Origin of the sequence: Umezawaea sp. (assembly GCF_036375055.1) — a bacterium.
Taxonomy (GTDB): Bacteria; Actinomycetota; Actinomycetes; order Mycobacteriales; family Pseudonocardiaceae; genus Umezawaea.
This window is the reverse complement of sequence record NZ_DASUSQ010000114.1, coordinates 39953-59941: the sequence shown is the minus strand read 5'-3', so window position 1 is coordinate 59941 and position 19989 is coordinate 39953. Positions and strand designations below refer to the sequence as shown.

The 19989-nt window shown below is 72.7% G+C and carries 20 protein-coding genes; 18 read left to right on the top strand and 2 right to left on the bottom strand.

The genetic code is table 11. The annotated features are described in order from the left end of the window. Positions 1-75 precede the first annotated feature (75 nt). The 14 genes from VFZ92_RS29350 to VFZ92_RS29285 all read left to right on the top strand — a co-directional run bounded on the left by VFZ92_RS29350 (position 76) and on the right by VFZ92_RS29285 (position 14108). A complete protein-coding gene (locus VFZ92_RS29350) occupies positions 76-999 on the top strand; it encodes a DUF6282 family protein (RefSeq protein WP_330879308.1) in 924 nt (307 codons plus the stop codon). After that, entirely contained in the window at positions 996-1955 is a 960-nt protein-coding gene (locus tag VFZ92_RS29345) for a 3-keto-5-aminohexanoate cleavage protein (protein ID WP_330879307.1), read from the top strand. The genes VFZ92_RS29350 and VFZ92_RS29345 overlap by 4 nt, the downstream gene beginning before the upstream one ends. Continuing rightward, a complete protein-coding gene (locus tag VFZ92_RS29340) occupies positions 1952-2869 on the top strand; it encodes a hypothetical protein (protein ID WP_330879306.1) in 918 nt (305 codons plus the stop codon). Before VFZ92_RS29345 ends, VFZ92_RS29340 begins: the two co-directional genes overlap by 4 nt. Further along, on the top strand, positions 2866-3669 hold the full coding sequence (locus tag VFZ92_RS29335; protein WP_330879305.1) for an HpcH/HpaI aldolase family protein: 804 nt from the start codon (positions 2866-2868) through the stop codon (positions 3667-3669). The genes VFZ92_RS29340 and VFZ92_RS29335 overlap by 4 nt, the downstream gene beginning before the upstream one ends. Before the next feature lie 70 nt (positions 3670-3739). Continuing rightward, positions 3740-4525 carry an SDR family NAD(P)-dependent oxidoreductase gene (locus tag VFZ92_RS29330; protein WP_330879304.1) on the top strand — a complete coding sequence of 262 codons (786 nt, stop codon included), beginning with the start codon at positions 3740-3742 and terminating at the stop codon, positions 4523-4525. 148 nt (positions 4526-4673) lie between these two features. Continuing rightward, positions 4674-5531, top strand: a complete 858-nt coding sequence (locus VFZ92_RS29325) for an ABC transporter permease (protein WP_330879303.1) — start codon at positions 4674-4676, stop codon at positions 5529-5531. Then, the gene (locus tag VFZ92_RS29320; RefSeq protein ID WP_330879302.1) at positions 5531-6367 is read left to right on the top strand and encodes an ABC transporter permease; all 837 of its coding nucleotides are present in this window, start codon (positions 5531-5533) and stop codon (positions 6365-6367) included. The genes VFZ92_RS29325 and VFZ92_RS29320 overlap by 1 nt, the downstream gene beginning before the upstream one ends. Further along, positions 6364-7494, top strand: coding sequence for an ABC transporter ATP-binding protein (locus VFZ92_RS29315; protein ID WP_330879301.1), 1131 nt, complete (start codon positions 6364-6366; stop codon positions 7492-7494). Before VFZ92_RS29320 ends, VFZ92_RS29315 begins: the two co-directional genes overlap by 4 nt. Positions 7495-7753: 259 nt before the next feature. Further along, positions 7754-8818: an extracellular solute-binding protein gene (locus VFZ92_RS29310; RefSeq protein ID WP_330879300.1), complete on the top strand. Its 1065-nt coding sequence runs from the start codon at positions 7754-7756 to the stop codon at positions 8816-8818. A 63-nt stretch (positions 8819-8881) separates the two neighbouring features. Next, the gene (locus VFZ92_RS29305; protein ID WP_330879299.1) at positions 8882-9658 is read left to right on the top strand and encodes an IclR family transcriptional regulator; all 777 of its coding nucleotides are present in this window, start codon (positions 8882-8884) and stop codon (positions 9656-9658) included. Next, positions 9645-10622 (top strand): cyclase family protein, encoded by a 978-nt coding sequence (locus VFZ92_RS29300; protein ID WP_330879298.1) that lies wholly within the window; start codon positions 9645-9647, stop codon positions 10620-10622. Before VFZ92_RS29305 ends, VFZ92_RS29300 begins: the two co-directional genes overlap by 14 nt. Positions 10623-10634: 12 nt before the next feature. Further along, positions 10635-11867: an iron-containing alcohol dehydrogenase gene (locus VFZ92_RS29295; protein ID WP_330879297.1), complete on the top strand. Its 1233-nt coding sequence runs from the start codon at positions 10635-10637 to the stop codon at positions 11865-11867. Next, positions 11864-13291: an NAD-dependent succinate-semialdehyde dehydrogenase gene (locus tag VFZ92_RS29290; RefSeq protein ID WP_330879296.1), complete on the top strand. Its 1428-nt coding sequence runs from the start codon at positions 11864-11866 to the stop codon at positions 13289-13291. The genes VFZ92_RS29295 and VFZ92_RS29290 overlap by 4 nt, the downstream gene beginning before the upstream one ends. Before the next feature lie 82 nt (positions 13292-13373). Beyond that, positions 13374-14108 carry a TetR/AcrR family transcriptional regulator gene (locus VFZ92_RS29285; protein ID WP_330879295.1) on the top strand — a complete coding sequence of 245 codons (735 nt, stop codon included), beginning with the start codon at positions 13374-13376 and terminating at the stop codon, positions 14106-14108. Positions 14109-14162: 54 nt separating this feature from the next. Here the strand turns inward: VFZ92_RS29285 and VFZ92_RS29280 are convergent, their stop codons facing one another. Then, the gene (locus tag VFZ92_RS29280; RefSeq protein WP_330879294.1) at positions 14163-14927 is read right to left on the bottom strand and encodes an arginase family protein; all 765 of its coding nucleotides are present in this window, start codon (positions 14925-14927) and stop codon (positions 14163-14165) included. Positions 14928-14980: 53 nt separating this feature from the next. Here VFZ92_RS29280 and VFZ92_RS29275 point away from each other — a divergent pair, with 53 nt between their 5' ends. The 4 genes from VFZ92_RS29275 to VFZ92_RS29260 all read left to right on the top strand — a co-directional run bounded on the left by VFZ92_RS29275 (position 14981) and on the right by VFZ92_RS29260 (position 18807). Continuing rightward, the gene (locus VFZ92_RS29275) at positions 14981-16528 is read left to right on the top strand and encodes a helix-turn-helix domain-containing protein (protein ID WP_330879293.1); all 1548 of its coding nucleotides are present in this window, start codon (positions 14981-14983) and stop codon (positions 16526-16528) included. Positions 16529-16783: 255 nt separating this feature from the next. Next, positions 16784-18043 carry an NAD(P)/FAD-dependent oxidoreductase gene (locus VFZ92_RS29270; protein ID WP_330879292.1) on the top strand — a complete coding sequence of 420 codons (1260 nt, stop codon included), beginning with the start codon at positions 16784-16786 and terminating at the stop codon, positions 18041-18043. Positions 18044-18051: 8 nt separating this feature from the next. Then, positions 18052-18231, top strand: a complete 180-nt coding sequence (locus VFZ92_RS29265; RefSeq protein WP_330879291.1) for a hypothetical protein — start codon at positions 18052-18054, stop codon at positions 18229-18231. Between the two features lie 135 nt (positions 18232-18366). Beyond that, positions 18367-18807 carry a GreA/GreB family elongation factor gene (locus VFZ92_RS29260; RefSeq protein ID WP_330879290.1) on the top strand — a complete coding sequence of 147 codons (441 nt, stop codon included), beginning with the start codon at positions 18367-18369 and terminating at the stop codon, positions 18805-18807. A gap of 168 nt (positions 18808-18975) precedes the next feature. On the opposite strand, the gene VFZ92_RS29255 is transcribed toward VFZ92_RS29260, so the two are convergent. Continuing rightward, complete coding sequence (locus VFZ92_RS29255) at positions 18976-19986, bottom strand: alpha/beta hydrolase (RefSeq protein WP_330879289.1); 1011 nt, start codon at positions 19984-19986, stop codon at positions 18976-18978. Between the last annotated feature and the right edge of the window lie 3 nt (positions 19987-19989).

Sequence of the window (19989 nt, the reverse complement as noted above, 5' to 3'; positions counted from 1 at the left end):
CTGCGTAGACAGCGAACAATCAAATCCGTATGGTGAACTCACTGTTCACAGTCCGCACCTTACGGAGGTTCGCCGATGCTGTCAGCCGAAGGAGCGCAGCCGGTCTCGCCGGCGTTGCTGAAGGTCCTGAACGGCGCCGTGGACCTGCACTGCCACTCGGGTCCCAGTCCGTTCCCGCGACGGCTGGACCACGTCGAGGCGTCCTACGACGGGGCGCGCATCGGCATGCGCGCGATCCTGGTCAAGTCGCACCACCACAACACGGTCATGGACCTGCTCGCCATGGGTCCCTGGCTCGCGGACGCCCCCACGCCGGTCTACGGCGGCGTGGCGCTCAACAGCGAGGTCGGCGGCATGAACCCGTCGGCCGTGGCGATGAGCCTGCGGATGGGCGGGCGCTGCGTCTGGGCCCCGACCACGTGCTCCAAGCAGCACATCGACCACCACAGCCACGGCGGCGACTTCCCGGCCGCGGCCGTCGACCTGGCCGAGACCGAGGTGTCGATCTTCGACGAGGCCGGCGAGGTCTCGGCGGGCACGCGCGGGGTCGTCGACATCGTCGCCGAGACCGGCGCGCTGCTCACCGGCGGCCACCTGGGCGGCGAGCCCGCCAAGGCGCTGTTCGAGGTGGCCGCGGGCAAGGGCGTCCGACGGCTGCTCCTGCAACACCCCGACTTCATCGTGGGCGCGTCGAACTCCGACATCGAGGAACTGGTGGGCCTCGGCGCCTACGTCGAGCACGAGATCGCCATGTACCACCCGGAGGTGACGGCGATCGGGTGGCCGATCCAGCAGCTGCTGGACTGGATCGACCGCGTCGGTCCCGAGAGGACGGTCATCTCGTCCGACCTCGGCCAGGAGGGCAACCCGCTGCCCGTCGACGGCTACCTCTACCTCGTCGCCGCGCTGCTCGACCACGGCGTGCCCGAGAAGGACGTCCGCAGGATGATCGCCGACAACCCCGCGTTCCTGCTGGGGCTGGAGGAGAGCCCGTCGTGAGGGCCGCCGAACGGGTGATCATCAGCGCGGCGATCACGGGCTCGGTCCACGTGCCGTCGCAGAGCGACCACCTCCCGATCACCCCGGAGGAGGTCGTCGCGGAGTCGCTCGCCGCCGCGGAGGCCGGGGCCGCCGTCATCCACCTCCACGCCAGGCACGCGGCCGACGGCAGGCCCGCGTTCGAACCCGAGGTCTTCGAGGAGATCATCCCGCCGATCGCGGCGGGGTGCGACGCGGTCGTCAACATCACGACCGGCGGCGCGTCGTCCATGACGATCGAGGAGCGGCTCGCCGCGGCGGTCCGGTTCAGCCCCGAACTCGCCTCGCTCAACATGGGGTCGATGAACTTCGTCTACTCCGGCATCGCCGACCGGGTGACGACCTGGAAGCACGCGTGGGAGAAGCCCTACGTCGAGAACACCTACCGCACGCCGTTCGTCAACTCCTTCGAGCAGATCGAGCACGCCCTGCGGGAGCTGGGGGAGCGGGGCGGCACCAGGTTCGAGTACGAGTGCTACGACATCGGCCACCTGTACACCCTCGCGCACTTCGCCGACCGGGGGCTCGCGAAGCCGCCGTTCCTCGTGCAGGGGGTCTTCGGGATCCTCGGCGGCATCGGGGCCGACCACGCCAACCTCACGCACATGGTCGCCATCGCCGACAAGCTCTTCGGCGCCGACTACCACTTCTCCGCCTTCGCCGCCGGGCGGCAGCAGATGGAGTTCTGCACCCACAGCGCGTGGCTGGGCGGCCACGTGCGCGTCGGGCTGGAGGACAACCTGTACATCGGCAAGGGCGAGAAGGCCACCGGCAACAGCCAGCAGGTGCGCAAGGTCCGGGACGTCCTCACCGGACTGGGCAGGGAGATCGCGACGCCCGCCGACGTCCGCCGGATGCTGGGCCTCAAGGGCGCGCAGCACACCACCACGCAACGGTCACGAGAGGTGCCGACATGACGATGTACGCCAAGGACGACATCAGGTCCCAGCTGGCGAGCGCCCCGTCCGAGCGGGCGGCGGTCGACCCGTCCACCCCGATCGCCGCCGCCCAGTACCTGGAGTTCACCGGTCGACCGCCCACGTCGATCAGCCCGGCGGGCAGCCGGACGTGGATCACGCGGGGCCAGAACGTGGTGTTCGCCTACACGGAGGCGGTCGCGGGCGACTGCTTCACCCGCGACGACCAGCCCGACGAGTACGCCGTCCTGGTCCACTCCGACAGCGCCCCGATCCGGGTCGTCGCGGGCGGTGAGCGGGCGAAGGTCGACGAGGAGGCGTTCGTCGTGGTGCCGCCGGGGGACAGCGTCGTCGAGGCGCTGACCGCGGGCCCCGTCATCCGGGTGTTCTCCTCGGTCGCCGAGGACCTGCGCGGGGCGGCGCTCAACGCCGACGCCTACGCCGAGCCGGACCCCCGCTGCGCCCCGCTCGTGCCGTGGCCCGACCCGGTGGGCGGCTTCCGGCTGCGCGTCCACCCGCTCGCGGAGACGCCGATCGCGCCGGGCCGGTTCGGCCGGATCTTCCGGACGACGAACCTGATGGTGAACTTCCTCGCCGAGGAGCCCACGCCGCGCGACCCGCTCAAGCTCTCCCCGCACCACCACGACGACTTCGAACAGCTGTCGCTGGCGCTCAAGGGCGAGTTCATCCACCACGTGCAGTACCCCTGGGGCCCGGACTCGACGCGGTGGCGCCCCGAGGAGCACGGCAGGGTCGGATCGCCGTCGATCACCGTCATCCCGCCGCCGAGCGTCCACACGACCCAGGGCGTGGGGTCGCACCAGCAGCTGGTCGACATCTTCTCCCCGCCGCGCGAGGACTTCTCCGCCCGACCCGGCTGGGTGCTCAACGCGACCGACTACCCCGCCCGATGACCGCGCCGCGCCGCAGCCTGTTCCGCGCCGCCCTGGCCAGGTCCGACGGGCCCGCGCTCGGCACGTGGGTGAAGCTCCCGGTGGTGGAGAGCGTCGAGCTGATCGCGCTGGCGGGCTTCGACTTCGTGGTCGTCGACCTCGAACACTCGCCGATCGACCTCGAAACGGCCTACCGGCTGATCGGCACCGCGACCCACCTCGGGGTGGCGCCGGTCGTGCGGGTCCCCGCGCTGGACGGCGGTGTCGTGCAGCGCCTGCTCGACGCGGGCGCCGAGGGGATCATGCTGCCGCACGTGGACACGGTCGCCGAGGCCGAGGCGGCCGTGCGGGCCGTCCGCTTCCCGCCGTGGGGCACCAGGGGCGTCGGCGCGACGAGCCGGGCGGGCGCGTGGGGCGCGCTGGACCGCGCCGAGTACCTCCGCTTCGGCCAGGAGGAGGTGGTGCTCATCGCGCAGGTCGAGAGCGCCCTCGCGGCCAGGTCGGCGGGAGGGATCGCGTCGGTCGAGGGGGTCGACGCGCTGCTCGTGGGCGCCGCGGACCTGAGCACGTCGGAGGCGACCACCGAGGACGACCCGAGGGTCGTGGAGCTGATCGCCGCGGCCATCGCGGGCTGCACGGCGGCGGGCAAGCCGATCGGCAACGCGGGCGGCGCGACCGAGCGGTCCGTGCGGGCCGCCGTCGCGGCGGGCTACGCGTTCACGATGCTCAGCAACGACGCCAGCCTGCTCGGGGCGGCGGCGGCCGCCGCCGTCCGGGCGGGACGGTCGGCGGGCGCGCGTCCGACCGCCGACCAGCTCTGACCAGCGCTGACCGGCACACCGTGCCAGGGTCGGCACCGAGACCACACCGAACAACCAGGAGGCGGACACCTTGTCCGACAACGCACAGGCCCAGAGGCCACCAGGAACCGGGCTGCTCGCGGGCAAGGTCGTCCTCGTCGTCGGCGGGAGCACCGGCATCGGGGCCGACGCCGCGCGGGTGTTCGCCGAGGAGGGCGCGTCGGTCATGATCGCGGCGCGCTCGGAGGCCACCCTCGCGGCGCTCGCCGGGGAGCTGACCGCGGCCGGGCACGACGTCGCCCACACCGCCGGTGACGTCAGCGTCGGGGCCGACGTCGCCCGCTTCGTCGACGCGACGCTCAGCCGGTTCGGCAGGCTCGACGGGGCGTTCAACAACGCGGGCGTCAACCAGTACGGCAGGCTCGACGACGTGTCGGAGGAGGACTTCGACCGGGTGATGGCGGTGAACGTCAAGGGCACGTGGCTCTGCCTGCGCGAGGAGATCCGGGCGATGCGCGAGTCCGGTGGCGCGATCGTCAACACGAGCAGCGTCGGCGGGTTCCGCGGCAACACCGGCCTCGGCGCCTACCAGGCGACGAAGCACGCGGTCATCGGCCTCACCCGCACGGCGGCCCACGACAACGGGCCGCTGGGCATCCGCGTCAACGTCATCGCCCCCGGTCCCACCGAGACCCCGATGTTCACGAAGTGGCGGGCGGAGGACCCGGAGGCGGTGGAGCGCAGGCTCGCGGCCGTCCCGCTGCGGAAGGCGGGCTCGACCACCGAGACCGCCAACGCCGCCGCGTGGCTGCTGAGCGACCGGGCGAGCCACGTCAGCGGGGTGGTCCTGCCCGTCGACGGCGGGTACAGCGCCTGAGTTCGGGATGTGGAACGAACTTGTCGCTCGTTGTCACTGGCCACTCACGTAGGGCCCACCAAGTGTTCGCGATACGAACCTAGCGATTGCGACCTGAACAACGGCTTGCTTTACTGAGCCGTCAGCTTCGAGCCGGAAGGGGACGAGGATGTCCTCGCGCAAGATCAGATGGTCGAGTTGGCTCCCGCTGGTGCCCGCGCTCGCCCTGCTGACCGGGATCCTGCTGGTACCGCTGGGCGGGACGTTCGTCCGCAGCGTCTCCAGCCCCGACCTCACGCTGGCGAACTACGAGCACCTCTTCACCGACGGCGTGACCATGACGGTGCTCGGGCGCACGGCGCTGACCGCCGCGGTGGTGACGCTCGCCGCCCTGCTGCTCGGCTACCCCTACGCGTACCTGATGACGAGGGTGAGCCCCCGTGCGCGCGGCATCCTGCTGGTGGTCGTCCTCATCCCGTTCTGGACGTCCGTGATGGCGCGCAACTTCGCCTGGATCATCATCCTCCAGGACGGCGGTCCGGTGCAGAGCGCGTTCGAGCTGATCGGGGTCGACGACGTCGTCCTCTACGGGACGAACGCGGGCGTCACGATCGCGATGACCCAGGTGATGCTCCCGTTCATGGTGCTGCCGCTGTTCAGCACCCTCGGCTCCATCGACCGGAAGCTCCTGCTCGCCGCGAGGGGCCTCGGCTCGTCCCCGACGGCGGCGTTCTGGAAGGTCTTCTGGCCGCTGTCGCGCGGCGGGGTGATGGCGGGCGTGATGCTCGTGTTCACGCTGAGCCTCGGGTTCTACGTGACGCCCGCGCTGCTCGGGTCGCCCCAGCAGTCGCTCGTCGCCCAGCTGCTCGCCCAGCGGACCACCCTCCTGCTCGACTTCGCCGCCGCGGGAGCACTCGGCATGGTCGTGCTGGTGATCACGCTCGGGCTCGTCGTGTGGGCGAACCGGGTGGGCGGCACCGTGTCCGCGATCGGTGTGGTCGCGACCAGTCAACCGAAGGACCGTTGATGAGCACCCCCGTGCGCACCCGTCGGCGACCCGACACGATCGACCCGATCCCGTGGTGGCTCAAGGTCGTCGGCGGCCTCGTCATCGCCTTCTTCATCCTGCCGACGCTGTTCGTCATCCCGATGAGCTTCAGCTCAGCCACGACCTTCCAGTTCCCACCGCCGGGCTTCTCGCTGCGGCTCTACGAGAACTTCTTCACGAACCCGATCTGGCTCGACTCCCTCGGGAACTCGTTCCTGGTCGCCTCGCTCACGGCGCTGCTGGCCACGACGGTGGGGACCGCGGCGGCCGTGGCGCTGTCCGGGTTGGACGGACGGCTCGCCAGGCTCGTCCGCACGGTGCTGATGGTGCCGATCGTCTCGCCCGCGATCGTCGTCGCGGTCGCGGTGTACATCTCCTTCCTCGGGTGGCGGCTCACCGGCACGGTGACCGGGTACGTGCTCGCCCACACCGCGATAGCCGTCCCGTACGTGCTGGTCTCCGTCACGGGTGCCCTCGGCGGCTTCGACCAGCGGCTGCTCAAGGCCGCGGCGTCGCTCGGAGCCAGCCCGCTGAAGTCGTTCGTCCAGGTGACGATGCCGCTGATCAGCAGGGGCATCCTCACCGGCGGGATCTTCGCTTTCATCGTCTCGTTCGACGAGGTGGTCATCGCGCTGTTCCTGAGGTCCCCGCTGTTCCAGACCATGCCCGTGCAGATGTACAACAGCGTCACCGTCGAGATCGATCCGACGATCTCGGCGGCATCGAGCCTGATGGTCGTCGCCGTGACCATCATCTTCATCCTGCCCCAGCTGCTGCGCGGCCGGGCGGGCAGTCGACGGGAGCCGCGACCATGACACGCCAGACCACTGCGGAGCTCACCGCAACGCCGCGGGAGACCGGGCGCGGCACCGAGATCCGCCTGGAGTCCGTCACCAAGGACTACGGGCTCACCACGCCCGCGGTCGACGACATCTCGCTGACGATCGAGCCCGGCGAGTTCATGACGCTGCTCGGGCCGAGCGGGTCGGGCAAGACGACCACGCTCAACCTGATCGCCGGGTTCGAGACCCTCACCGCGGGCACGATCTCGCTCGACGGGGCCGACGTGAGCGACGTCCCGCCGCACCGCCGCAACCTCGGGATGCTGTTCCAGAACTACGCGCTGTTCCCGCACATGACGATCGCGCAGAACGTGGCGTACCCGTTGCGGCAGCGCAAGGTCGGCAAGCAGGAGATCGCCAGGAAGGTCGCCGAGGTGCTGGAGCTCGTGCAGCTGACCGGGCGCGACGACACCCACCCCTCGAAGCTGTCCGGTGGGCAGCAGCAGAGGGTCGCGCTGGCCCGCGCGATCGTCTTCGAGCCCAAGGCGCTCCTGCTGGACGAACCGCTGGGCGCGCTCGACCGCAACCTGCGCGCGGCCCTCCAGACGGAGATCCGGCGGATCCACCGCGAGGTCGGGTCCACGTTCGTCTTCGTGACGCACGACCAGGAGGAGGCGATGAACCTCGCCGACCGGATCGCGCTGTTCAACAGCGGGCGCATCGAACAGGTCGGCACGCCTCAGCAGCTCTACGCCGAGCCCGAGACCCTCTTCACGGCGAGGTTCCTCGGCGACTCGAACGTGTTCGAGCTCGGGCGGACCGCCCTCGGGAGCGTCGTGTGGGAGGGGGAGTCCTGGGCCGTCGACCCGGCCACGGTCTCCGCGCACCCCGGCGTGCCCTCGGGTTGCGCGATCGTCGTGCGGCCCGAGGACGTCGAGGTGGCGGGCGGTCGCGACGCCGTGCCCGCGGGCGCCAACGCCGTGCGGGCGACCGTGCGCGACGTCGAGTACATGGGCGCCTACCGCACGCTGCTGCTCACCATCGGCGAGCGCGGCCTGTTCGGCCGCGCCCGCATCAGCGCGCTGCGCGGCGACTACGCCATCGGCGACGACGTCGTGATGTGGTGGCGGCCCCGGTCGCAGCGGATCGTCGCGGCCTGACCCCCGAACGCCCGCCAGGAGGCGCGCTGCCCGACCGGCAGCGCGCCTCTTCGGCGTGCCCTCGCACGGCGCCGCGCGCCGCGTCACCGCATCGTGGGAGCCGGGTCGCGCGTCGCGCCACGAACGGCGGAGATTCGGGCCTCAACGCTGTACCTACCAGGCAATATTAGGTATCGTGTTCGCATTACGGAGTTGGCAGATCGCATCGTGAACAAATTCGATCCACTGCCCGACAGACTCCCGACGAGAGGTGTGGACAATGGCGTCTCGATCAAGAACGGCCCTCGCGGGCACCGCCCTCGCCGCCGCGGCGGCGCTGCTCGCCGGTTGCGGCGGCGCGGACGACGGGAGCGCGAGCGGCACCGGCGGCCCGGAGAAGCTCACCTTCGTGTCCTACGGCGGGTCCGGGCAGGACGCGCAGATCAAGGCCTTCCAGGAGCCCTACACCGCCGCGCACCCCAACGTGACCTTCGCCAACTCCTCGCCCGCCGACGTGGCGCAGGTCAAGGCCCAGGTGCAGGCGGGCGTCGTGCAGTGGGACGTCATGTCCGTGGCCCCCGCCGCGGCCAAGCAGAACTGCGGCACCCTCTTCGAGAAGCTGAACCTGCCCAAGCTCGACCCGAAGGAGTTCTCGCCGCAGGCGATCGGGGAGTGCTACGTGGGCAACTGGTCCAACGCCACGATCTTCGGCTACAACGCGGCCAAGTACCCGGAGGGGCCCAAGACCCTCAAGGACTTCTTCGACACGGGCAAGTTCCCCGGCAAGCGCGGTGTCATCACCAACCTCCAGAACGGCATCCTGGAGTTCCCGCTGCTCGCCGACGGCGTGGCGCCGGACAAGATCTACCCGCTCGACGTCGACCGCGCGCTGAAGAAGTGGGACACCATCCGCGGGGACACGCTGTTCGCCGCCAACGTGGGCGCGCTCCAGCAGGCGGCCAGCGCCGACCAGGTCGACATGTTCCTGCTCCCCGACTCGCGGATGATCGCGCTGCTCAACGACAAGAAGAACGTCAAGATGGTCTGGGACACGACCGTGGTGACCCTCAACGCGCTCGCCGTGCCGCTCGGCTCGAAGCACAAGGCGGCGGCGGAGGACTTCCTCCAGTCGCTGGTGCAGCCCGAACCCGCGGCGAGGATCGCCGAAGCCCTCGCGGTCGTGCCGGTCAACCTCAACGCGAAGCCGAACCTCTCCGAGAACGGCAAGCTCCTGGAGGTCGGCGGCCCGGTGAACACGGGGAAGACCGTGGTCCAGGACATCGACTGGTACTCGCAGAACTTCGACGCGGTCACCACCAGGCTCGGCAACTGGCTGGTGGGCTGAGGTGTGACGGCGACCCCCGCATCTCGCGACGATTCTGTTCTCGATGTGAACTACAGTTCTGCCATGACGAACGTTGACTCGGGCGATGCGTCCGGCTCCGACATCCAGGCGGTCCAGCGGGTCGGCCAGATCTGCTCGCTCTTCGGCCCGCACACGACCGAGCTGACGGCCGCCGACGTGGCCGAGCGCCTCGGGCTGAACCGGACGACGGCCTACCGGTACTGCACCTCGCTCGTCACGGCGGGCATCCTCGAACGCGGGCACCGGCGCGGCACGTTCGTCCTGGGCGGCATGATGCTCCAGCTCGGGATGCACGCCCTCCAGCGGCGCGTCATCAAGATCGCCCCGTCGTTCCTGGCGGAGCTGAGCGCGGCCGTCCGCACGACCACCGTGCTCGCCGTCTGGGGCGCGCACGGCCCGGTCGTGGCGCTCGTCAACGAGGACCTCAGCCGCACCGTCGTCGTCACCGTCCACGCGGGCACGCAGCTCGACGTGAGTTCGGCGCAGATGAGGGTGTTCCTGTCCTGCCAGGACGAGCAGGCGTTCGACCGGGCCACCGAGGGCATCTCCGACGCCAAGCGGGCTGAGGTGGAGGCCGCGGTCTTCATGGCCCGCCGCAACGGGTACAGCATCGTGAGCCACTCCGACGGCCTGTTCGCCGCGGCGGCACCGGTGTTCGACGAGTACGGCATCTGCGCCACCATCGCGCTGCTCGGTGCCGACCAGATGGCCGACCTCTCGTCCGGGTCGCCCACCCTCGCCAAGCTGGTGACCACCGCCGCCGCGCTCAGCGACGAACTCGGCGGAGGCCAAGGGAGGACACGCGTTGCCGACCTATGACGAGCTGGCGAACGCCGAGCCCGCCGGGTCGAGCTGGGACGTCTTCGGGCGTGACGACCAGCTCGGCACGGTGAACTTCCTGACCCCCGAACGGGTCGCCGCCGCCGCCCGCCTGGTGCGCACCGGCCGCCGGTTCAACCTCGACCACCCGGTCAACGCGTTCGAGCCCTACCCGACCGGGACCAGGCCCCGCACCGAGCACCACGTCTTCGCCAACAACGAGTACCACCGCGACGACTGGCTCGACTCGTTCTACCTCCAGTCCACCTCGCAGCTCGACTCGCTGCGCCACATCGGCCACCCGGAGCACGGCTTCTACGGTGGCCTCCCCGCCGCCGAGAACGACGCGACCTCGACGCGGCTGGGCATCCACCACTGGGCGGAGTCCGGCATCGCGGGCCGCGGCGTCCTGCTCGACGTCCCCCGCTTCTTCGCCGCCGAGGGCCTGCCCTACGACTGCGAGCGGACGATCGCGATCGACGACGTGGTGATCGACGCGATGGCCCGGTCGCAGGGCGTCGAGTGGCGGGGCGGCGACATCCTGCTGCTGCGCACCGGGTGGGCCGGGAACTACACCGCGAAGTCCCCCGAGGAGCGCGTGGAGTTCAACCGGCGCAACAGGTCGCCGGGGCTGGCGCAGCGCGAGTCGGTCCTGCGCTGGCTCTGGGACCACGAGATCGCGCTCGTCGCGGGCGACAACCCGGCGGTCGAGGCGGATCCCGTGCTGGAGTCGGACTTCCGGTCCGACCGCGACCGGCCGCCGGAGCGGGGCGTCGACCACAGCGGGATGCTGCACCGCCCGCTCATCGCGCTGCTCGGCATGGCGGTGGGCGAACTCTGGAAGCTCGACGACCTCGCGGCCGACTGCGCCGCCGACGGCGTGTTCGAGTTCTTCCTGACGTGCAAGCCGCTGAACCTCGTCGGCGGGGTGGGTTCACCGCCGAACGCACTCGCGTTCAAGTAGGGCAGGAGAACGATGAACGACGTCATGACCGGGACGCTCCGGCTCCCGACCCGCGTCCACTTCGGCTACGGGACGCGCGAGCAGCTGAGCGAGGTGCTCGGCCTGAGCGGTCGCCGGGTGCTCGCGGTCGTCGACCCGTTCCTGATCGGGTCGACCCTCTTCGAGGAGGTGCTCACCCGGCTCCGGGGCGACGGGTTCGACGTCGCCGTGCACAGCGACGTCCAGCCGGAGCTGCCCACCGCGTCGCTGGAGGCCGCGGCGGCGTTCGCGCGGGAGCACCGGCCCGACGTCGTCCTCGCCGTCGGCGGCGGCAGCGCCCTGGACGCCGCGAAGCTGGTCGCGCTGCTGGCCGTGCACGGCGGCCCGTTGAGCCGCTACTACGGGGAGAACCTGGTGCCGGGGCCGTCCCTGCCCCTGGTCGCCGTCCCGACGACCGCGGGGACGGGGTCGGAGGTCACCCCGGTGGCCGTGGTGTCCGACCCCGAGCGGGAGATGAAGGTGGGGATCTCCAGCCCGCACCTGATCCCCACCACCGCGATCGTCGACCCCGAGTTCACCCTGGGCGCCCCGAGGAGCGTGACGGCGTTCGCGGGCATCGACGCCCTCGTGCACGCCGTCGAGTCGTTCACCGCCGTGCGGTTCGCGCCGTCGTGGGACGGCACGCTCCCCGTCTTCACCGGCCGCAACGCGTTCTCCGACGTCCTGGCGCTGCGCGCGGTGGAACTGCTCGGGACGTCCCTGCCGGTGGTGGTCGACGAGCCGGGCGACCGCGGCGCCCGCGAGGAGGTCGCCTTCGGCAGCCTCCTGGCGGGGGTGTCGTTCGGGGCCACCGGAACGCACCTCTCGCACGCCCTCCAGTACCCGGTCGGCGCCGCCACCAAGACGCCGCACGGGCTCGGGACCGGCCTGCTGCTGCCGTACGTGCTGCGGGCGTGCCTCGCCGACGCCGGGGCCGCCGAGCGGATCGCCGCGGTCGGCGGGGCGCTCGGGTCCACCGCCTCCACCGCGGACGGCCGGGCTCGGGACGCCATCTCCTCGATCGTCGCGCTCAACCGCGCGATCGGCGTGCCCGCCTCGCTCCGGGACATCGGCGTCACCCGGCAGCAGCTGCCGCAGCTCGCCGAGCTGGCGTCGCGGTCGGCGCGGCTGATCGCCATCGCCCCGATCCCGGCACCTCCCGAGCAGCTGCTCGACATCCTCGACCACGCCTACGCCGGCAGCCTCACGGAACGGAGCGACCCATGACCTACCTCGCCGACCTCTTCATCGACGGCGCGTGGCGGCCCGGCGGCGGTGGTGAGCGCTTCGACGTGGTCGACCCGTCCGACCTGACCGTGATCACGAGCTTCGCCGCCGCCACCGAGGCCGACTGCATGGCCGCGGTCGACGCCGCCGCCGCCGCGCAGGAGGGCTGGGCCGCCACCGCGCCGCGCGAGCGGGGCGAACTGCTCCGCGCCGCCTACGAGGTGCTCACCGCCGAGGTCGAGCAGTTCGCCGAGATCATCGTGCGCGAGAACGGGAAGTCCTGGGCCGACGCCATCGGGGAGGCGGGCTACGCCAAGGAGTTCTTCCGCTGGTTCGCCGAGGAGGCCGTGCGGATCCCCGGTGAGTACCGCCTCTCACCGGCGGGGGACAAGCGCATCATCGTCGACCGGCAGCCCATCGGCGTCGCGCTGCTGATCACCCCGTGGAACTTCCCGGCCGCGATGGCGACGCGCAAGCTCGCCCCCGCGCTGGCCGCCGGGTGCACGACGATCCTCAAGCCCGCGCGGGAAACCCCGCTGACGGCGGCGTACGTGGTCGAGGTGCTGCGGCGCGTCGGCGTCCCGAACGGCGTCGTGAACCTGGTGACGCCGGTGCCGACCGGGCCGCTCGTGGCCAAGATGATCAACCGGCCGGAGGTGCGCAAGCTCTCGTTCACCGGGTCTACCGAGGTCGGGCGGGACCTGCTGCACGCGTGCGCCGACAGCGTGGTGAGCGCCTCCATGGAACTCGGCGGGAACGCGCCGCTGATCGTGCTCCCCGGCGCCGACATGGACGTCACGATCGAGGGGGCGCTGACGGCGAAGATGCGCAACGGCGGCGCGGCGTGCACCGCGGCCAACCGCGTCTACGTCCACAGCTCGCGGCACGACGAGTTCGTCGAGCGGATGACCGCCGAACTGGCGGCGCTGTCGGTCGGTCCCGGCCTCGACCGCTCGCGGCAGGTCGGCGCGCTCGTCTCGACCTCCGAGCGCGACAAGGTCGCGGCGATCGTCGACACCGCCGTCGCGGAGGGCGCGACGCTCGTGCACGGCGGCACCTCGTCGGAGAAGGGCGCGTTCTACGACGTCACCCTCCTCACCGGCGTGCGGCACGGGTCGTCGATCAACGCGGTGGAGATCTTCGGGCCCGTCGTGGCGGTCGTGCCGTACGACGACGTCGACGAGGTGGTGCGGATGGCGAACGACACCATCTACGGCCTGATGGCCTACGTGTTCGGCGAGGAGGCGGAGGCCGTCGCCGTCGCCCGGCGGCTGGAGGCGGGCATGGTCGCGGTGAACCGCGGGGTCGTGAGCGACCCGGCCGCGCCGTTCGGCGGGGTGAAGCAGAGCGGGCTCGGCCGGGAGGGGAGTTCGGACGGCATCCTGGAGTTCCTGGAGGAGAAGTACATCGCGCTGAGCGCGTGACCCGGAGGTCCGGCGGCCGCGCGGCCGCCGGACCCCCGTGCGCGGCAGTTCGTGACGAACGTGTTCGTGATACGTTCGGCGCGTGACCCCCCACGGCCGTGCCAAGGCTCCCGTCAGCAGGCGGGACCGCCCGGCGAAACCCGCGCTGAGCAGGCAGGGGATCATCGACGCCGCGTTGGTGATCATGCGGGACGAGGGCCTGGGCAAGGTGACGATGCGGCGCATCGCCGCCGCGCTCGACACCGGGGCGGCCTCGCTGTACGTCTACGTCCGCAACACCGAGGACCTGCACACGCAGATCCTCGACTCGCTGCTGGCGCCCGTCACGGAGGACCTCCCCGCCGACGGGCCGTGGCGGGACCGGTTGAAGGCCCTGCTGACCGCGTACGGCCGCGTGCTGACGTCGCACCCCGAGATCGCCAGGATGGCCCTGTCCACCCAGCCCAGCGGACCGAACTACCTGGCGCTCGCGAACGCCGTCCTCGGCCTGCTCGTCGAGGGCGGGGTGTCGGACCGGGTCGCCGCGTGGGGCGTCGACCTGCTGATGCTGCACCCGACCGCGGTCGCGGTGGAGCAGAGCGGCCGGACGTCGTCCCCGCGCCGGGGCGACGACATGGCCCAACTGGCGACGCGCATCGCGGACGCGGACGCCACCCGCTTCCCCCACGTCGCCCGCATCGGCGCCGACCTCCTGTCCGGCGACGGCGAGTCCAGGACCGACTGGGCGTTCGACGTCCTCATCGACGGCCTCCTCGGCTCCCGCCAGCCCCCGCGCCAGGTCGTCCCCTCCGGCGAACACCCGCCAGCCGTGTCCTGAGCGGACCTGGCCCGGCCGCGCCGATCGGCCACTGTGGACAGTGCGCGGAGCGCCTCAGCCCGCCGCGGCCAGGAGTTCGGCGAGCAGACCTGTCCTCGTGGCGGTCTCCCGCTCGTCACGGGCCGGGTGCCAGGGGCAGGCGATGTCCACCGCGACCACGCGGCCGGTCGCCAGCACGCGGCGCACGGCGTCGAGCACGGCTCGTCGGGTGGGGCCGCCCGGAACCGGGAAGAGCATGCCGGGCAGTTCGTCGGCGGTGATCACGTCCAGGTCGACGTGCAGCACGAGCGGCCCGTCGGGGAGCAGCGGGGCCCGGAGCTCCTCGACGCCGCAGTGCCGGACCTCGCCCGCCGCGAGGTAGTCGGCCTCGGCGGGGTCGAGGTCGCGCGCGTCCACCAGCACCGCCCTGTGCTCGGGCAGCGGCCTGAGCCCCAGCGGCGCGGCCAGCTGGTCCTCGTGGGCGCCCAGCACCAGCCGCAGCGCCATGCCGCCGAGGTAGCCCGAGGTCGAGGTGAGCCGGGTGTGCACGTCGCCGTGCGCGTCGAACCAGACCACCGACGGGTCCAGGCCCGCGCGCTGCGCGCCGGTGATCGTCGCGCTCGCGGTCAGGCAGTCCCCGGACACCACCACCGGCGTGCCTGCCCCTGGCGCGTCGAGCCGGGTTGCCACCCGGTCCGCGACGACGTCGAACAGGGCCACCAGGCGGGTCCAGACGTCACCCTCGGGGAAGTCGACCTCGACGACGTCCGTCGGGCCGGGCAGGGGGAGCACGTCCTTCGGCAGCCGCTCGTCCTGGTGGTAGGGCACGACGATGGTCATGGGCCCAGGATAGGGGCGCGAGGGCCGGTGGGCGGTCGGCGTGAGGGGTGCTGATGATCAGGTTGGACCGTCTGGTGAACGTGCTCGGCGGCTACGGGGTGCGGTTGGCGTGCTGCCCGGTGCCCCGCTCGACCGAGCTGCGCACGGTGGTGCTGCGCGAGTCCACCGACGCCCGCGCGGTCGACGGCGACGTGTTCCTGGCCGTGGGCGCGGGCTCGGTGGCCACCGCCGTGGAGTGGGCGGTGGCGGCACGGGCGGGCGCGGTCCTGGTGCACGGCGAGGGCGGTGACCCGACGGCCGAGGAGGCCGAGGGGGTCGCCGCGGGCGAGGCGGCGGGCGTCGCGGTGCTGCTGGTCCAGCCCGCCGTGTCGTGGAGCCAGCTGGCCGGGGTGGTCTACGGGCTGGTGCTGGAGGGCAGGGAGACCGAGGCCGGTCGCGGTCCGACCGACCTCTTCGCCCTGGCCGACAGCCTGGCGGACGCGGTCGGCGGCGCGGTGACCATCGAGGACCGGTCCTCGCGAGTGCTGGCGTACTCCGACTCGCAGCAGGGCGCCGACCGGGCCCGGCTGGAGACGATCCTGGGACGGCGGGCGCCGGACCGGCTGCGGGAGCTGTTCGAGGCCCGAGGCGTGTTCGCGCACCTGGCCGCCGCCGACGAGCCGCTGTTCGTCGCGGGCGACGACGAGCACGGGCTGACCGGGCGCACGGTGGTGGCGGTGCGGGCGGGCAGGGAGCCGCTGGGGTCGGTGTGGGTGACGTGCGGCGGCCCGCTGACCGGCGTGCGGTCCGCGGCGCTGGCCGACGGAGCGCGCACGGTGGCGCTGCACCTGCTGCGCTCGCGGGCCAGCGCCGACCTGGAGCGCCAGGTCGAGTCGGACCTGGCGATGCGGCTGCTGGAGGGGACGGCGGACGCCGCGACCGTGGTCAGCAGGCTCGGCCTGCCGCAGAGCGACCTGCGGGTCGTCGCGGTCCGGGCGCGCACCGGCGCCGAGCGGCACGCCGCGCTGCTGCTGGCCTTCGAACGCGCCACGACCGGGTTCGGCTGGTCGCGGCCGGGCCGCAGCACGCTGTCGGGCAACACCCTCTACACGATCCTGCCCGGTGACCGGGTGGACGCGGCGCGCGAGTGGGTGTCCCAGCTGCACGCCGCCCTGCCCGCGCAGGTCGTGGTGACGGCGGGCATCGGCGGCGCGGCCACGGCCACCGACCTGCCCGCCAGCAGGCAGGAGGCCGACGAGTGCCTGGCGCTGCACGAGGCGAGACCGCCGGACGCGGCACCGCCGGCCTACGACGAGTCGTGGGACGACATCCTGCTCCAGCGGTTGCGGGCGGCGGCCAGGACGGGCCGGACCCCGGCGCGCGGACCGGTCGCCGAGCTGCGCCGCCACGACGGCGAGCACGCCACCCAGTACGTCGCGACGCTGCGAGCGTGGCTGGAGTCCCAGGGCGACCCGGTCGAGGCCGGTGCACGCCTCGGCGTGCACCAGAACACCGTCCGCTACCGGCTGCGGAAGATGGCCGAGGTGACCGCGCTCGACCTCGACGATGCCCGGAAGCGGCTCGCGATGATCATCGACCTGGCGGCGGCCGGGGATCGCTGACCCGGTGGGGTTGTTGAATCCCGGTGAGGCCGCGGGTTGCGGAAGTTGGTCGAGGTGGCCGCGCTCGACCTCGACGATGCCCGGAAGCGGCTCGCGATGATCATCGATTTGGCGGCGGCCGGGGATCGCTGACCCCACGGGCTGTCGAGTCCCGACAACACCACGGGTCGAGATTGTCGGCGGCCGACAACGGGGTGGGCGCCGTCTCGGGTGAAGCTGGGCTCGTCAGCAGCACTCGTCCAGGTGGAGGTGGTCATGGCCGACGTCGGGCGCATCGACGGCGGACCGCGGTCGGCGGTCGTGGTCGGCGCGGGCATCGTGGGTCTGTCGACCGCGTGGTTCCTCCAGGAACGCGGCGTCGCCGTGACCGTGGTCGACCGGACCTCGGTGGCGGCGGGCGCGTCGTGGGGCAACGCCGGGTGGGTCGCACCCGGTCTGGCCATCCCGCTCAACGAACCCTCCGTGCTGCGCTACGGCCTCGCGTCGCTGCTGAGCCGGACGGCGCCCCTGCACGTCCCGCTCACGGCCGACCCCGCGCTGTGGGCGTTCCTGGCGAGGTTCGCCGGGAACTGCCGCTGGTCGTCGTGGACCCGCGCCGTGCGCGCCAACCTGCCGTTCAACGAGGAGTGCGTCGAGGCGTTCGACGTGCTCACCGCCAACGGCGTCGACGCCACGACCGTCGACGCGCCGATCACCGCCGCCTTCCGGACGGCCCGGCAGGCCGAGGGGCTGCTGCGGGAGCTGCGCCGGATGGCCGACGCCGGGCAGGCGGTCGACCACACCGAACTCGACCGCGACCAGCTCCGCGAGCACGTCCCCCTGGCCTCGCCCGCCCTCACCACCGGCATCCGGATCGACGGGCAGCGCTACCTCGACCCCGGCTCGTTCGTCCAGGCGCTGGCCCGGTCGGTGGTCGCGCGCGGCGCCACCATCCGACTGGTCGAGGCGGTCGACGTCCGCACCCGCCCAGGGGGCGTCACGGTCCACCCGCGCGGCGGCGGCGCCGTGTCCGCCGACGTCGCGGTGGTGGCCACCGGGGCGTGGCTGTCCCGGCTCGCGCGGCGCTGGGGCGTGCGCGTGCCGGTCCGCGCGGGTCGCGGGTACTCGTTCACCGTGCCCGTGGAGCGCCCGGTCCCCGGCCCGGTCTACCTGCCCGACGTGCGCGTGGCGTGCACGCCCTACCGGGACGGCCTGCGCGTGGCGGGCACGATGGAGTTCCGCGACCCGGACGCGCCCGGCGTCCACGCCCGGCTCGACGCCGTCACCGCGTCCGCCCGCCCCCTGCTCGACGGCGTGCGCTGGGACGAGCGCGGCGACGTGTGGGTCGGCCCGCGCCCGGTCACGCCGGACGGGCGGGCGCTGATCGGCGCGGTGCGCGCCCCGAACGTCTACGTCGCGGGCGGGCACGGCATGTGGGGGATGGCCCACGGCCCGGTCACCGGGCGCCTGCTGGCCGAGCAGATCACCACCGGCAAGCAGCCCGAGGCGCTGCGGCCCTTCGACCCCCTGCGCTGAGGGACGCCGTGGACACCCCGTCGAGCCCCCCGCTCACCGACGAGGAGCGCCGGGAGCTGGTGTGGCTGCGCGCGGAGAACGCGTTCCTGCGCGTCCAGCGCGACGTCCTCACCCGCATCGCCACCGGGTACGCCCACGACGTCGAGGTCTTCCTCGGCAGGCGCTCCACCGACGCGCTCCACCCCTGAGCCACCACCCCGTCCGCGGGGCCGGCGCGAACCGTCCCGGCACCACGGACACCCCCGCCGTCAGGGCGGCCCCCAACCCCCTCCACGGCCGTCCTGACGGCATCCCCCGTTCGACCACGACCCACGAGGACCACGATGACCAGCACCCGATCCGTCTGGCTGACCCCCGAAGCCGCCCAGCGGCTGCGGACCGAACTCGCCGACCTGGTCGCGGCGGGCACCACCCGGACGCGCGACGACCCGGCGGCGCGCGGGCGGCGCGAGGAGCGCGTGCGCGAGATCCGGGAGCTGCTCGCCACGGCCGTCGTCGGCCAGGACCCGCCGGACGACGGCGTGGCCGAGCCCGGCATGGTGCTCACCGTCCGCTACGACGACGTCGACGACACCGAGACGTTCCTGCTGGGCATGCGCGCCGCCGAGCACGGCGGGATCGAGGTCTACTCCCCGGAGTCACCGCTGGGCGCGGCCATCGCGGGCGCCCGTCCCGGCGACCGGCGCACCTACCGCGCCCCCGGTGGCCGCACCATCGGCGTCACGCTGCTCGACGCCGTCCCCTACGGCCGCGCCCAGCGGTGACGGGGTTCCAGCGCTCGCCCCGCACGGCCTCGTGCCCCTCCCGCACGGCCACCGAGGAGGACGTCCGCGCCGGGAACCGTTCGAGCTGCCGGATCCGCCGCGGGCCTGCCGCGGAGTTCCGGTCGGTGGGGGAGGCCCTGGCGGAGGGCGGCTGGCGGCCGCGTGCGGTCAGCCGATCTCGTTGGTCCAGTCGACGACGGCGCGGTGGTAGTCCGGTGCGTTCGCGGAGAAGTTGAGGGAGTGCCCGTAGCCGGGGACGACGTGGGTCCGCAGCCGGGCCTCCGGTGCGTAGAACGGGCCCTCCGACACCCGCAGCGCCTCGGCCGAGGAGCAGTCGGCGCCGAGCGGCGGGCCGCAGAAGTTCGCGTCGCCGCCACCCATGACGAGCATGACCGGCACGGTGATCCGACGCGACAGCGGGACGAGGCTGCCGACCAGGACGGTGCCGACGGTTTCCGTCGGCGTGACGACGTCCTTGGTCGCCTCGTCGAACGCGATGGCGCCCTGCTCCACCGGGCCGGGGGTGTGGAACGACGAGTAGCGGGTGCCGTCCACGGTCGTCAGGTAGCCGAGGTTGAGGGCGCGCTCCTGGAACCTCGGGTCCAGCAGGGTCGGGATCAGGGTGGTGAACACGGGCACGGCGCCCGGCAGGTTGATCTGGTGGGACAGGCCGGTGATCACCACGCCGTCCACGTCGCGGTACGTGACCGCCTCGACCGTGGCCACGGCCGAGCCGATCGAGTGGCCCACGAGCACCACCCGGTCGAACCGGGGCCGCAGCGACCGGACCACCTCGTGCACGGCCTTCGCCTGGCTGGACACGGTGATCAGCGCGCTCAGCGGCTCGGAGCTGCGACCGCTGCCGAGCCGGTCGACCGCGACGGTGGCGATCCCGGCCCTGTTCAGCGCCTGCCGGTACGACCTGGTCCCTGGGGAGTAGCCGATGTCCCAGTACGCGCTGGTGTACGTGCCGCCCGGCACCAGCACCTGGAGCGTCGTCGCGCCGTCCGGCACGCACAGCCTGCCGTACACCGACTGCACCGACAGGCCGACGGTCACCGGCACCTCCACGTCCTCGCACGTGGTCCGGGCCGCCGAGGCGGACGTGCCGGGGGAGAGACCGACACCGGCGGCGAGCAGCACGACGGCACCGAACCGGCGGAAACGCGACCAACCCACGGG